Genomic DNA, 12,306 nt, shown 5'->3' with positions numbered 1-12,306 from the left:
TAATTCTTGTTCGAATAAAATGTGTCAAGTGATATTGACAAAACCATATTCACCCGCACCAAGCTTTGAAACAATGTGATTTTTGCCGTCGGAAGTCCACTTATCAACTGTCTCACCGTCAGTATTTTCAAGCACCATTTCAGCACCCACAAGTTCGTTTCCGTACACATCACGCTTTGATATCTCAACAGTAACAGGCTTGTTTTCCGCAGTTATCTCAATAACCTCTCCGTCCTCTGCAATGCTGACAGCATATTCCTTACCGCTAAGAATATATCCCCTTGGACTTTCTATCTCATGAATAATATACTCGCCATAGGGGATTTCGTCGAACACAAAATATCCGTTTTCATCTGAAGCGGCAGTCATTATTGTAGTATCTCTGCTGAACCTCACACAGTCGGCAGTAAACAGACCGAACACAGCATTTTCAAGAGGTTCGCTCTTGTCATCTACCTTGTGACCCTCTATCCTGCCACGCTTGAGAAGATTTACGAATTGTCCACAGTCAATATCCACAGTCCGGATGTCCTGTCCCATATATTCGAAGTTTACAAGATACTTTTCACCGTTAAGAATATAGTGTCCCTCGGTTGCAATTTCCTGAACATAATACCTGCCGAAAGGTATCTGTACATCAAATTTTGCAGTCATATTCTCAGCAAGTGAAACCTCTGAAAGCAGTCCGTCCGCAGGAATCACAGAACCGTCAGCGGCAGTAATATCTTCTGCGGCGAATAGCCCAAAACGAACGCTTGTATAGCAGTCATTGCCGTAGATCCCGAACAGTTCATCATTTTCCATAACCTTAGAAAGCGAGATCCTCACGCTCTGATACTCATTTTCAAAAGCTGTATTCACAGTATCTCTCACCTCAAATTCCTGTCCTGCATATGTCACTTCAACATCTTTAGGCTCATTGTTCAGCACATAACCATAGGGAGCTTTTATCTCTCTGACCTCATACTTGCCGAGATAAAGCGGCTCAGTTTCAGCATAACCGTTCTCGTCTGTCGTGATCTCCGAAACAACATCTCCGGCATAAGCTCTTGTTGTTCCGTCGGGCGTAACAATGTCCTCTACAGCGATCACCTGAAATACTGCACCGGAAAGATTTCCGCTTGCAAACACGGGAGTGAAGGTGGTCGGATTTACTATCATCTCGCCGTTTTCATCTGTGTAAGCAGATGATGCCGTTGTCACGCTTGTGAAAATATCGCCTGTTTTCCGAACGCTGATCTTTCCTTTTTGAGCGGTATTTTGCTTTTCAACTTTGACAATAGTAAACGAGTTTTCTTTCTCTGCATTTTCTGAGGAAACCGAAAATGCTACGGGAGTTTTATCAAGCGCATAGCCGTAAGGAGCCTGAACCTCAATAAGTGAATACTCACCGTAGGGAAGAACTTCGGGAGTGATCAGATAGCCCTCAGAATTAGTGTAAAACACATCGATCGTAGTTGGCGTCGGGTAGGCAAACATCATAGAGATCTTCTGACCGTTTGAATCATAGATCTCAAATCCGGCACCCTCGTAAGGAATTGTTTTTCCCGTTTCGGAATCCACCTTTACAATCTTGATATAGCTTTCAAACTTTGCATTGTTGATAAGATAGCGGTAGGTCTGTCCGCTTTCGCTGATGTTGACATCAAAATCAGCAATAAACTCAGTACCCTCCCAGCCAACTGTCTGATGCACGGTGTAAATTCCGTATGGCATATCCTTGGTCTGTGCAAATCCGTTTTCATCGCAAGTCAGATGATCACGTTCTGTTTCAACAGCATTTGCATAAGAACCCGAAGATTTCAGATACACTTCAAATTCAGCTCCCACTTCCGGAGTTTCTATCTGAGTAGAGCCGTCATCGGAATGCTTGATGATTGCGATATTTCCCTTGATAACGTCCTCAGTCACTGTCATAGGAAGTGAGTTATGCTCAATGCAATAATTTTCAGCTTCTGCACCAACTGAGTAAACTGTTTCGTCAAGGAGATAGCCCTCGCTTGGTGAAATTTCCTGAACAGTGTAGTTTCCGCAGACATACTCTTTTGTCTTGAAATATCCGTTTTCATCGGTCGTATAGGTATCGGCAAGCTCGCCGTCCTTGTACAGTCCGTAAACAGCTCCCGCAAGTGTTCCGTCGCCCTGTGCTGATGCTGTTTTGGAATCCTGCTTTGTCACCTCAACCGTAAACTTTTTGAGGATATTTTTGAATTTCTTGGTTGTTGTTGCGTCCGCCGTCAGGGTTGCAGTCTGATCTGCAGGAACAACATACTTTACGGGAACATTTTTCTCGGAAATGGTGTACACGATCTTCTCATTATTGCTGTTGTAAACAGGAATATCGGAAAGGATTACAATACCGTCCGAACCTGTTTTTATTGTGTAAGTCTTACCGTTGCCCGTAATAGTGAACTCTCTGTCGTCGTTCTGATTGTCCTCAGAATGTTTATTGATCTTTATCGAGCCCGTTTTAAGCTGATTGTTGAACTTCACATTCACAGTCAGATCAACATCTCCGCTTGTCAGCGTAACATTCTGAGCCTTAGGGACTTCGTATCTTGTATCTACATTGATCTCGGATACTGTATAGGTAATTGCTTTACCCGTAGACATATCATAAACCCTTAGATCGTCAAAGGCTGCAATTCCGTTTGCATTGGTTTTGGCAGTTTCAGAGAGCGATTTTCCATTGTATGAATAGGTGATTTTAAACTTCCTGCCGCTGATGATTCCGTCCTCTGCGGTTTTGTTAATTTTAATTGTTCCTGTTTTGAAATCCTCTGTCACCTTGTTTTTTCCTGCTTTGATTGTATAAACAGTAGGGTCAATAGAATAACCTGTAGGAGCTTTTAATTCCTTTGCGTAATAAGTGCTGTCGGGAAGTTGAATTTTACCTGTGCCGTCAGCGCCTATGGTGATTTCGCCAACCTTTTTGGTACAGGACTTGTCACTGTAGATTCCGTATACCGCTGTGGAATTGTCAACACTTGATTTTCCTACAAGATCACCGTCCGTATTGTACTTATCGATCTCAAAGGTAACATCTGTCTTTGTAATTCTGAACGCCGACATATTCATAGCGGTAGCGGTCTTACCGTCAGTCTTGTTGTTGATAACAACGCCCTCAGAACCGTTTGATTCGATTCTCCAGTGTGTACCTCCTGCGCCTGTGCCGTCCCCGACTGTTTTGGAATTGATAAGACTTTCCGAAACGCCGATAGACTTAAGGTAGCTTATTACATCATTTCTTGAATCAAATTCGCCCATATATATCCAAGCGTGATCCTCACCACCCGGATTCTGAGCGACCACCACAGATCCTGCTGTAATAACCGAACCGTCAGCACACTCCCAATACGGGCGGTCCGTTGTCTTGATGTTTTTCTTTTCGACTTCGACCTTTGAAGTCTTTCCGTCGTAAGTTATGGTGCAGTTATCATTGACTGTAAGCCAATGATCTGTATCAACAGGCACAGGGTTGTTCCAACTGAACCCCGATGTTTTGTATCCAAGCTGCGTAAGAGTATAGTACACAAGACCCGAACAGTCGATACCGAGGTTGTTGATCGTCTGCACCGACAGCGGAGTGTACTGACCCTGATCATACGCATACCAGTAGCCCTTGTTTCCATAGGTATACGGTGTACCCAGCAAGGTCGCCGCCTTTGCGATCACCGTATCCGCTGACGGGAATGCCGGGTTTTCCATAGGTGTGCTTGCGGCACTTGCTGTGATTGCTCCGCTCATAGATGAACCGAACATAGAAAAAGCACAGAGTCCTGCCATGAACCCTGTTGTAAGCTTTCGTAAAAGTTGGGAGTTTGCCGCAGGCAAACTCTTAGGGCAAGCACGCAAATGAAAAAGACGAAGCGACGTATTCGCTTGCCCAAGTTTCTTTAAAATCTTGGATTTAATTTTAAACATATATTGCATTTCTCCTTTGATTTTGAGCAAAATAAAGAGAGCCAAATCGGCTCTCTTTATTGCAACTTTGTTGTTTACTTAATTAGTAAGCAGATTCGCTTACCGACAGTTCAATCGTGTTGTCATTTTCATCAAATATCCGGGTAATATCACCGTATTTATCCGACTTAAAAAATCTGCCGCCCTGTGTGTCGAACACATACCATGCTCCGCCCACGTTTACCAGATTTGCCATGTGTCCATACCAGTCATCGTGGGAGAAAAACGCATACCGACATTCAAGCCCGATCCCCTTGCAGGCATACATTGTTGCCACTGAGAACACTTGACAATTTCCGCTGACATTATCCAGAATCCAATTATACACCGCTTCGGCTTTTCCATAATCAGAACCATCGTGACTCAACCCTGTACCTATATTGTAATATTCATCGATTGATCTTCCAAGCGAATTTACATAATTCAGAACACTTTGCAAGTTTGTTGTATCTTCAATTACAACTTCAGGCGGTTCAGTCTGCGGTACTGTAATCTGCGGCTTTGGAGTTGTAGTAGTGGGCGGATTTGTTACCGCAGGCTTTGCAGTTGTAGTCGGAGGCGTCGGATCGTTATTCTGTTCCGCTCCGTTATTGCTCCGGTTATTATCGGACGGCGAGTTATCGGGCTGCGGATCATTCTGCACAGGCTGATAGTTATTTTCCTGACCGTTATTATTCTGACCCTAATTAGAATTTCCGTTCGCATTTGAAGAACCGGATTTCTTGGTCGTAGTTACTGTGATATCTGTCGGCTTTGAATTCTCGGATACCCTCTGCGAACTCTTTTTCGTTGTTACTGCGGTTTCACTTGTATCCATTTCTTCCTTTGCAGATGTTTCTGCAGAAACTATAGCCGTGACCGTAGTTTGACTAGTTACTGAAGAGCTTTCGCTTTCCGTGGACTCCGATACATTCCCGCAGGCAGTCAGCATTACTGTGCAAAGTATTGAAATATATATCGCTCTTTTCATATCATCACGCTCCTTGTCAAGCAATATATCACACCTTTTTGTATAAATCCAGCATTTTTGCAAAAGTTCTACCTTTGTGACAATTTGCACAGCCTGCCTTTGTACTACATTGATATTTCCGGTTCAGGTTCATCGGAAATATCATCGGACATCTCCTCATCGGGAGAATTCTCCACCTCGATCTCGGTCTGCTGAACCTGTTGAAGCTTGATATCATAGGCGTTCAGAACCGCCTGGTTGAGTGCATTTCTTGCACCTTTGCTTATGGGATGGAAAATATCCTGATACTGCTTGTTCCCGTCACGGTCGGTGTACTGAGTTGACGGCATGGAAACAAACCGCCCTTTTTCGCTCTCACACACCTTGATACCGTGAACAGCGTAAAATCCGTCAAAGCTTACGCTTGCAAACGCTTTGATGTTGCTGTCGGGCTTGTCCACCAGTCTGTTGATCGTTGCTGAAATTTTCATTTGCATCACCTTTTCCTTTCATTTATGACATTGTAATTTCGGGTTCTTCCGAATCTTCTAAATCTTCGGCTACTTCTTCCGACTGGACAATTTCGGGGTGACACTCATTCACAGCCACAAGACCTATGCCCGGCAGATCAACTATCATATGAGAAAACTGCTCCTTGTACTTTTCAATCTGTTCATCGGTAAGTGAACAGCTATCCCACTCGCCGTATTCATTTTGATAGTTGCCTGAGATGTAAAAAGTGCCGTGGACAAGTGTTGCACCCACAATCCTGTTAGGCTCTGAACCGTTCAGCAGAAATTCGTCATTACACCAGACGATTGCGTCCTGCTTTGGTTCAAAATATATGGGTTCTATGCTGCCGCCCACAATTTTCTGCATAGCGTGAATATTATCTTTAATATCCTTCACATACGGCTTTTTCATCGGTTCAAACACAAGTATTTTCATGAAACCACCTCCGATTCCTCTTCGCAGTAGTCATTAAGCGGACACCCGTCGCAGTCTTCGTACATGGAACAGGTACGCTGTATCTCTTCCTCCGAGATTCCACAGTCACGGAACGGTACTTTGTCCTCTGAGGGGAAAAGTGCTATTTCAAATTTACCCCTCGCTACCGATATTTTCAGTTCGACTTCCGCACCTTCTTCCAAAAATACACCGGGCACTTCTATATCCCCTGAATTGTTGATAAATCCTTTTGTGTATATCATATTTTTCATAAAATTAAACCTCCAAAATTGTTTCATCGTCAAACAGCGAAAGCTGACAAGCCGCCTTTGCTCTTTCGCTTGTATCATAATTTGAAATCAGCAGTTCCGCATACTGACAGCCTCCGTCGTATCGCTGAGCCAGATTATTCAGCATGCTTATCTCATCGATATGGATATTCGGCTTATCCCATATCTCCCGTATTTCGGGGCAATCGTTGTATGAAACCAAGAACTTGCCCTTGATATCCAAAAGCGTATCACGCAGTCGAATATGGTCTTTTGTTTTAAATCCCACGTCCTTGTAGTAATTTTCAGTAGCAAAGTACGGCGGATCACAGTAGAAAAAGCTGACGGGTCTGTCGTACTGCTTAATGAGTTTCTCAAAATCTTTGTTCTCAACCACTACTTTCTGCAATCGTCTTGCCGCCAGATCTATCATCGGAAAGTCAGACCATATCGAATGCGGCTGACTTGCAAAGCTGTCAAGACCCGAAGCATAGCTGTACCTTATGAGCTGATAGAATTTTGACGCTCTGTCTGCATCACATAGCTTTTCAAAAATCCCACGCTTATGAAGTAAAGCGATACGGTCAAAATCTTCACGGGAATTGAGGACATACCGCAACTTGTATTTCAGCTTATTGGGTTTATCACGCACACACCGATAAAGATTTGAGAGATTTCCGTTAAAATCGTTATACACCTCAAAATCCATACCCGGCGGCTTATGGAACAACACCCAGCCTGCACCTCCGAAAACCTCGATATATCGTTCATAGTAAGGCGGAAATCTTGCAAGCACGGCGTCCCTGAGAGCCTTTTTCCCTCCTACCCATGACATAAAACTGTTCATTTTCTTCCTTTCTGCCGTTAAAACCAACAGCAGAAAAGTCGCTTTGCAAGCACCAGATTTTTATCTGCTGTTGGCAAAACGACCCTAGTTGTTATTTAATTTTGCTTACCTCACCCTTTGAATATTGGGTCTACATAGCTGAATATTATGCGTTTCTGCTCAAGATAGCCGTCGACCTTGTTAACCTCAGTACATAATTCTTTATACTGCCTTTCCGAAAGCACAGGCTTTGTGGCTCTCAGCATTGCAGGGATACTTCCCATGCAGAACTTGAAGTCAACTTTCGCTTTTACTTTGTTTGTGTGCATCTTTGACCTCCTTATCAAGACGTGCGATCTCTTTTTCCGCAGACTTAAAAGCAACGGCAAGAGAACCTATCGTTGTTCCGATGATAACACCTATCATCATTCCAATGAACAAATACGTCATTTACATCATCTCCATTTCTAAATCTTCGGTTTCCGACTGCTCCTGAATATATCCTCCCAACGAGTTCTCAACATAGTCCGACAGCCATGTGCTTCCGAAATCCTCCCTCGTTCGGAGCCGCCATATTGCAAGCTTTCCTACATCAAGCTGAACATCTTCAAAGGGAAATAGCAGACAGGTAAGGTCCTCGTTTTTAAAAGAGAATGCTTTTTCAAATTTACTGCCGTTCTGCAATATTCCGCTTTCCTTCAGCATATCGTTTATGCCGTTCACCCAGCCATGCAATTGACCGCCGCAGCCCTGCAGGACAAGACCTTCGATGTCCTTCATTTTTCTGAGCTCGTCAAGAGTAACGCCTTGAATATCCATTACTGCAAAATCTCCTTTCCGTAATACTTTTTCAGCAGTCCGATTATGAACACCTGCCCCTTTCCGGTCACAAGCGTCTGCTGATATGTCTTTTTCAGACCGTCCGTTTCGAATACCGACTCCTTGACCGCAAAATATCCTCTGTCGATATATCTCTGATATGGCAGATTGTTTGACATCAGTACACCCGTTCTTTTGAGCCAGCCGTACAGCTTGTTTCTGCCCACAGGGATATTTTCGGCTCTTGCAAGCTTTGCCATTGCGTTCATGTCGATTAGGTTATCTGTTCCTGTCACCTGATTTGCAAACTCCACCAAAGGCTGATCGTGTCTGATACGTTCATTCAGCTTTTCGATAGCCGTCATCTGAAGTCTGAACAGGTCACGGTACGGCTCGTCGAGAAATGGGAGGTAGTTTTCTATGAACATTTCCTCGTTGCTGACGTAACCACCTGTGCGTCTGATCGTTGGAATTACCTCGGAAGTCAGCCATTTACGAAAAGATTGTGCTTGCGGCTTATCACTTCTGATAATAACCGCATAGAGTCCGCTTTCGTTAATTACGGTCATTTCACGCCGCTGACCACCTGATGTCAGTTTAACTGACATCAGCTCATCCCTGTCCAGACGACCGGCAACCATCCTTGAATTTCTGATTTCAAGGGCTCTGCATACATCTGCAATCACAAACCACGGTTCCCCGTCTTTAGTTATAGTCCTGATCCGACCAAACTTCTCGTTTTCAAAAATTTTGATCATCTGTTCCATTCACATTCTCCTTATCAATATCTAAAATATACTTTGCCAGAGCCTCGATAACATTAGTTGTCACCGCATTTCCTGCCTGTTTGTAAAGCTGAGCGTCAGACATTCCTGTGGCTTTGACTTTGTTGAACTGCTCATCGGTAAAGCCCTGCAGCCGCCAGCACTCCAACGGCATAAGCTTTCTGATATACCCGCAGTACACAACCCCGTGTCTGTCGGTAACGGTCAAAGTAAACATAGGCTCGTTTGGAAGTTTAAATCTTCTGCCTTGCTGACGGACTTTTTCCTTTTCGGGAGTAAGCACGGCTATCGGGTCTGTTATGAGGACAACTCCGGATTTTTCGCCTTTGTGATGACCAATACCGCTGTCCTGTCTTGCGGTTATACATCTTGCAAGCTCTGTGACCTTCGGGTCGGGATTCATATCTATCCCCAATGCGTAATATCCCTGATTACAGCTTGTTGTAAGGGTATGAGCTATCTCCTTTCCTACTCTCCCACGCCTTGAATTCATATTTGGGTATGCAAGGTCAATACTGTCACCGGGCAGAGCTATCTGATAGCCTGACTTAGTTTTTGATTTTATCGGCAGGCCGATTATCTCATAAAGACCTGTTTTTCCTCCAAAACCGCCAGCCTGACTTGTAAGGGTTATGCTCAGTCCGTCGGCTGAATATACTCTGTTTCCCTCTCTGCCTGAAATTCTTTTGACAAGAGTTTTTGGATTTGCGTCTGTGAAAGACAATACTTTTCCGGAACACTTTTCTCTATGAAATCCGATAATATACACTCTTTTTCTGGATTGGGGTACACCAAAATCTGCGCTGTTAAGCACTTCCCATACGACATCGTACCCCAATTCATCCAACGTACTAAGGATGGTCGCAAACGTCCTGCCTTCGTTATGCGATAGCAGTCCGGGAACATTTTCAAGGAGCAGATATTTAGGTTTTTTGACGGCGGCAATTCTGGCAATTTCAAAGAAGAGAGTTCCTCTTGCATCGTCAAAGCCGCCCCTTTTTCCAGCGATTGAAAAGCTTTGACAAGGGAATCCTCCGCATATAAGGTCGAGATTGGGCAGTTCGTTTGGGTCAATTTTTCTTGCGTCATCGTAATACACCTCGTTTTCCGTATCATACAAAGTTTCATAGGCTTTCTTTGCATACTTATCTATCTCGCAGTAACCGACGCACTTGAATCCACCTGCTTTTTCAAGCCCTGAGCGAAATCCGCCGATACCTGCGAAGATATCGAAATATTTTATCATTTACCACGTTCCTTTCCTCATTAAAAAAACGGCCAAGCTTTTTTTCAAAACTTGACCGTCACATTGATATATTCATTTCTTCAGATTCTTCAATATCCTCAGTTTCCGTAATTTCTTCTGTTTGCTCATCGGTCTGAGTCTGTTCCTGATCAATTTTATGGAACTTATCCACATCGGGAATAACTCCGAGCGTTCTTCCGTTATCGAATTTGCAATGGAGAGTACCTGCATCATCCACAAACTCAACCGTACCACAGGTTCCGCTTTCAAAGGGACAGTAGTCGTCCATCGAGTCAACGCAGATCCTTGTTCCTTCCGGATATCTCTGTCTCAGTATTTCTACCTTGTTTTGGTTGTATATCATATTGCCTCCTGTTGAATTAATTTTTGATCTCTTTTAATGGTATACCTGCCACATTGGAATCACCCTCTCTCTTGTGCTAACAAAAAAGACTGTTTCGTTTAACATCACATTAATTCGTGATATTAGACAAAACAGCCTTTAAAACTTCGTGAAACTTTTTTTCATAAAAATACGGCAAGTAGGGAGCAAAATATGCTCATAACTTGCCGGAATGCTTGACAATATTCAATTGTTGAGGGTTCAGATCCTTTTTTAACGAAAAAGCATCTACGGTTTTACACCTGAAAATTTCGCTCTCAAAACGCAAAAAAAGCTCGTAAATACGAGCTTTTCGAGGTGTGCATCTATTTTATTGCACAAGTATGGCAGGGGCAGAAGGATTCGAACCCTCGGCACGCGGTTTTGGAGCCATGCCTGACGTTTTTCAGTACGTGTCAGCACGTTCCAATTGGTGTCGGAACGTATCAGCCTATCAGGCGATAAATGGCTGTGTTTAGCCGAGTGTGACAATCGAAGCTCCGCAAATGCCTATATTAACGTATTTGACTGATAGCAACATCTGAGCAAAAATCGTGAAAAAAAGTCTCAAAAGTGTTAGAAAAGTGTTAGAAAAGTGTTAGATACGATTGTGAACGGTTTTTGTGTACACCGTTAACGAAATATGTATAATTCCGCTTCAGCAACTAAATAAAATGAGAAAAGAGGAAGCCACATGGATACAAGTTTTGATAACGATTGGGACCTGACTTCAAGTCAGATCAGGACAGTAGTGAAGCTCCGAAAGCTGTATTCAAATTATCCCGATGCACTCGGTACAAAGGAAGTAATGAAGATGCTCGGAGTAGGCAGAGCTACCGTGCTGAACCTCAAAAACTGTGGTATGTTGCGGCATTATAACTTAGGCAATCGCCTGCTATTTCCAAAAGAATGGGTGATTGAATACCTTGCGGTCTACGCAGTCAGCGACAAGCCTGATGTCCGTGATTATCAGCGTGAAGTGCTCCGTTTCTGCCGCACTCGCAAAACTATAACCGAGATAGCACAGCACCTTAATCTCGGCACAGGCTTCTGTCGGGACTACCTACTGAAGCCGCTGTGCGAGCATGGTGAATTGATTTGCGAGATAGATAAGCACGAAGTCAGCAGACACTGCTATATGGCGGTCAGATAAAAAGCAAAGCAAGCAGCCTGTTTTCAAAAATGGTTGCTTGCTTTTTTTATTGCATGGACACGACTGCCCAAATTCTGCTAAATATAGCGGTTATACATACATTATCAATTATTGCGACGGAATTATTTTTTAAGAGTTCTCATGAGTTCAAATCTTACGTTTAGTGCCGGTAGTATCCACAAATGATATATTGCATTGTCATTCTTCATCAAGCTTTTGAAACTCATCGATACGCAGCTCCCGTTTCAATTCTTCTTCAGTCGGCAGATAGGTGAAATACTTTGAAGCGAATATCTGGTTGTTACCTTCAGGCAGAGTGTATTTCACGACAGCGTCGTTCTTTTCCGCGCAAAGCACAATGCCGATCGGCGGATTATCGCCTTCGTTCATCAGCTCTCTGGTGTAATAGTTGACATACATCTGCATCTGTCCCAAGTCCTGATGCGTGAGCTTATCTGTTTTAAGGTCAAACAACACAAAGCATTTGAGGATATAGTTGTAAAAAACAAGGTCAATGAAAAAGTCCTGACCGTCAAGTGTAAAGCGCTTTTGCCGTGATACAAAGGAAAATCCACGTCCAAGCTCTAAAAGGAACTGCTGTAAGTGGTCTATCAGAGCTTGTTCAATGTCGCTCTCATACACATGAGTATCGGGCTTTATCTGCAAAAACTCCATGATATACGGGTCTTTTATCGCTTTCTCATACTCTGGCTTTGGCGTGCTGGTCTGTATTTCCTCTGCCACCGAGGACTTGTCCTTGCTTGCAAGCAATCGCTGATAATACATTGTATTGATCTGCCGTTCAAGCTGGCGGACGCTCCACGCTGATTTTGCACATTCTTCTGTGTAAAAATCATGGGCAGGCTTATCGGCTATCTTCATAAGTATGCGATAATGCGACCAGCTCAATTCGGCACACAGTGGTTTTGTCAATATCACTTGACACATTTTATTCGAACAAGAATT

15 protein-coding genes are annotated in these 12,306 nt (G+C 43.5%); 1 reads left to right on the top strand and 14 read right to left on the bottom strand.

What is annotated here, in order from left to right:
• Nucleotides 1-24 precede the first annotated feature (24 nt).
• The 13 genes from DW015_RS12570 to DW015_RS12515 form a co-directional block, all read right to left on the bottom strand.
• Entirely contained in the window at nucleotides 25-3,747 is a 3,723-nt protein-coding gene (locus DW015_RS12570; protein WP_207659389.1) for a SpaA isopeptide-forming pilin-related protein, read from the bottom strand.
• 259 nt (nucleotides 3,748-4,006) lie between these two features.
• Nucleotides 4,007-4,606, bottom strand: a complete 600-nt coding sequence (locus tag DW015_RS12565; RefSeq protein ID WP_117905869.1) for a transglutaminase domain-containing protein — start codon at nucleotides 4,604-4,606, stop codon at nucleotides 4,007-4,009.
• A gap of 39 nt (nucleotides 4,607-4,645) precedes the next feature.
• Nucleotides 4,646-4,933: a hypothetical protein gene (locus tag DW015_RS12560; RefSeq protein WP_147338166.1), complete on the bottom strand. Its 288-nt coding sequence runs from the start codon at nucleotides 4,931-4,933 to the stop codon at nucleotides 4,646-4,648.
• A 104-nt stretch (nucleotides 4,934-5,037) separates the two neighbouring features.
• The gene (locus DW015_RS12555) at nucleotides 5,038-5,403 is read right to left on the bottom strand and encodes a SpoVG family protein (protein ID WP_117905867.1); all 366 of its coding nucleotides are present in this window, start codon (nucleotides 5,401-5,403) and stop codon (nucleotides 5,038-5,040) included.
• 22 nt (nucleotides 5,404-5,425) lie between these two features.
• Nucleotides 5,426-5,860 (bottom strand): DUF3846 domain-containing protein, encoded by a 435-nt coding sequence (locus DW015_RS12550; protein WP_117905866.1) that lies wholly within the window; start codon nucleotides 5,858-5,860, stop codon nucleotides 5,426-5,428.
• Nucleotides 5,857-6,132: a hypothetical protein gene (locus DW015_RS12545; protein WP_117905865.1), complete on the bottom strand. Its 276-nt coding sequence runs from the start codon at nucleotides 6,130-6,132 to the stop codon at nucleotides 5,857-5,859. Before DW015_RS12545 ends, DW015_RS12550 begins: the two co-directional genes overlap by 4 nt.
• A 4-nt stretch (nucleotides 6,133-6,136) precedes the next feature.
• Nucleotides 6,137-6,964, bottom strand: a complete 828-nt coding sequence (locus DW015_RS12540) for a DNA adenine methylase (protein WP_117905872.1) — start codon at nucleotides 6,962-6,964, stop codon at nucleotides 6,137-6,139.
• A gap of 122 nt (nucleotides 6,965-7,086) precedes the next feature.
• Entirely contained in the window at nucleotides 7,087-7,284 is a 198-nt protein-coding gene (locus tag DW015_RS12535; protein ID WP_117905864.1) for a hypothetical protein, read from the bottom strand.
• A complete protein-coding gene (locus DW015_RS13505; protein ID WP_181979928.1) occupies nucleotides 7,253-7,405 on the bottom strand; it encodes a hypothetical protein in 153 nt (50 codons plus the stop codon). Before DW015_RS13505 ends, DW015_RS12535 begins: the two co-directional genes overlap by 32 nt.
• The gene (locus DW015_RS12530) at nucleotides 7,406-7,774 is read right to left on the bottom strand and encodes a hypothetical protein (protein WP_117905863.1); all 369 of its coding nucleotides are present in this window, start codon (nucleotides 7,772-7,774) and stop codon (nucleotides 7,406-7,408) included.
• Nucleotides 7,774-8,532 carry a phage antirepressor KilAC domain-containing protein gene (locus tag DW015_RS12525; protein ID WP_242993291.1) on the bottom strand — a complete coding sequence of 253 codons (759 nt, stop codon included), beginning with the start codon at nucleotides 8,530-8,532 and terminating at the stop codon, nucleotides 7,774-7,776. The genes DW015_RS12530 and DW015_RS12525 overlap by 1 nt, the downstream gene beginning before the upstream one ends.
• On the bottom strand, nucleotides 8,516-9,802 hold the full coding sequence (gene dcm / locus DW015_RS12520; protein WP_347501071.1) for a DNA (cytosine-5-)-methyltransferase: 1,287 nt from the start codon (nucleotides 9,800-9,802) through the stop codon (nucleotides 8,516-8,518). The genes DW015_RS12525 and dcm overlap by 17 nt, the downstream gene beginning before the upstream one ends.
• A gap of 61 nt (nucleotides 9,803-9,863) precedes the next feature.
• The gene (locus tag DW015_RS12515; RefSeq protein ID WP_117905860.1) at nucleotides 9,864-10,169 is read right to left on the bottom strand and encodes a DUF4314 domain-containing protein; all 306 of its coding nucleotides are present in this window, start codon (nucleotides 10,167-10,169) and stop codon (nucleotides 9,864-9,866) included.
• A gap of 712 nt (nucleotides 10,170-10,881) precedes the next feature.
• Between DW015_RS12515 and DW015_RS12510 the strand changes: the two genes are divergently transcribed.
• Nucleotides 10,882-11,340 carry a helix-turn-helix domain-containing protein gene (locus DW015_RS12510; RefSeq protein ID WP_117905859.1) on the top strand — a complete coding sequence of 153 codons (459 nt, stop codon included), beginning with the start codon at nucleotides 10,882-10,884 and terminating at the stop codon, nucleotides 11,338-11,340.
• 198 nt (nucleotides 11,341-11,538) lie between these two features.
• Here DW015_RS12510 and DW015_RS12505 read toward each other — a convergent pair.
• Nucleotides 11,539-12,306: PDDEXK nuclease domain-containing protein (locus DW015_RS12505; RefSeq protein WP_117905871.1), on the bottom strand; the 768-nt coding region annotated here is incomplete at its 5' end.

The organism is Ruminococcus sp. AF37-20, from assembly GCF_003460465.1.
GTDB classification, from domain to species: domain Bacteria; phylum Bacillota; class Clostridia; order Oscillospirales; family Ruminococcaceae; genus Hominimerdicola; species Hominimerdicola aceti.
This window is presented reverse-complemented; position numbering and strand designations above follow the sequence as displayed.

What these genes read in the sequence shown, in the direction of transcription:
- DW015_RS12570 (WP_207659389.1), bottom strand. Translation starts at nt 3,747, where the DNA reads ATGAGCGGAGCAATCACAGCAAGTGCCGCAAGCACACCTATGGAAAAC.
- DW015_RS12560 (WP_147338166.1), bottom strand. Translation starts at nt 4,933, where the DNA reads ATGAAAAGAGCGATATATATTTCAATACTTTGCACAGTAATGCTGACT.
- DW015_RS12555 (WP_117905867.1), bottom strand. Translation starts at nt 5,403, where the DNA reads ATGAAAATTTCAGCAACGATCAACAGACTGGTGGACAAGCCCGACAGC.
- DW015_RS12550 (WP_117905866.1), bottom strand. Translation starts at nt 5,860, where the DNA reads ATGAAAATACTTGTGTTTGAACCGATGAAAAAGCCGTATGTGAAGGAT.
- DW015_RS12545 (WP_117905865.1), bottom strand. Translation starts at nt 6,132, where the DNA reads ATGAAAAATATGATATACACAAAAGGATTTATCAACAATTCAGGGGAT.
- DW015_RS12540 (WP_117905872.1), bottom strand. Translation starts at nt 6,964, where the DNA reads ATGTCATGGGTAGGAGGGAAAAAGGCTCTCAGGGACGCCGTGCTTGCA.
- DW015_RS12535 (WP_117905864.1), bottom strand. Translation starts at nt 7,284, where the DNA reads ATGCACACAAACAAAGTAAAAGCGAAAGTTGACTTCAAGTTCTGCATG.
- DW015_RS13505 (WP_181979928.1), bottom strand. Translation starts at nt 7,405, where the DNA reads ATGACGTATTTGTTCATTGGAATGATGATAGGTGTTATCATCGGAACA.
- DW015_RS12530 (WP_117905863.1), bottom strand. Translation starts at nt 7,774, where the DNA reads ATGGATATTCAAGGCGTTACTCTTGACGAGCTCAGAAAAATGAAGGAC.
- DW015_RS12525 (WP_242993291.1), bottom strand. Translation starts at nt 8,532, where the DNA reads ATGATCAAAATTTTTGAAAACGAGAAGTTTGGTCGGATCAGGACTATA.
- DW015_RS12515 (WP_117905860.1), bottom strand. Translation starts at nt 10,169, where the DNA reads ATGATATACAACCAAAACAAGGTAGAAATACTGAGACAGAGATATCCG.
- DW015_RS12510 (WP_117905859.1), top strand. Translation starts at nt 10,882, where the DNA reads ATGGATACAAGTTTTGATAACGATTGGGACCTGACTTCAAGTCAGATC.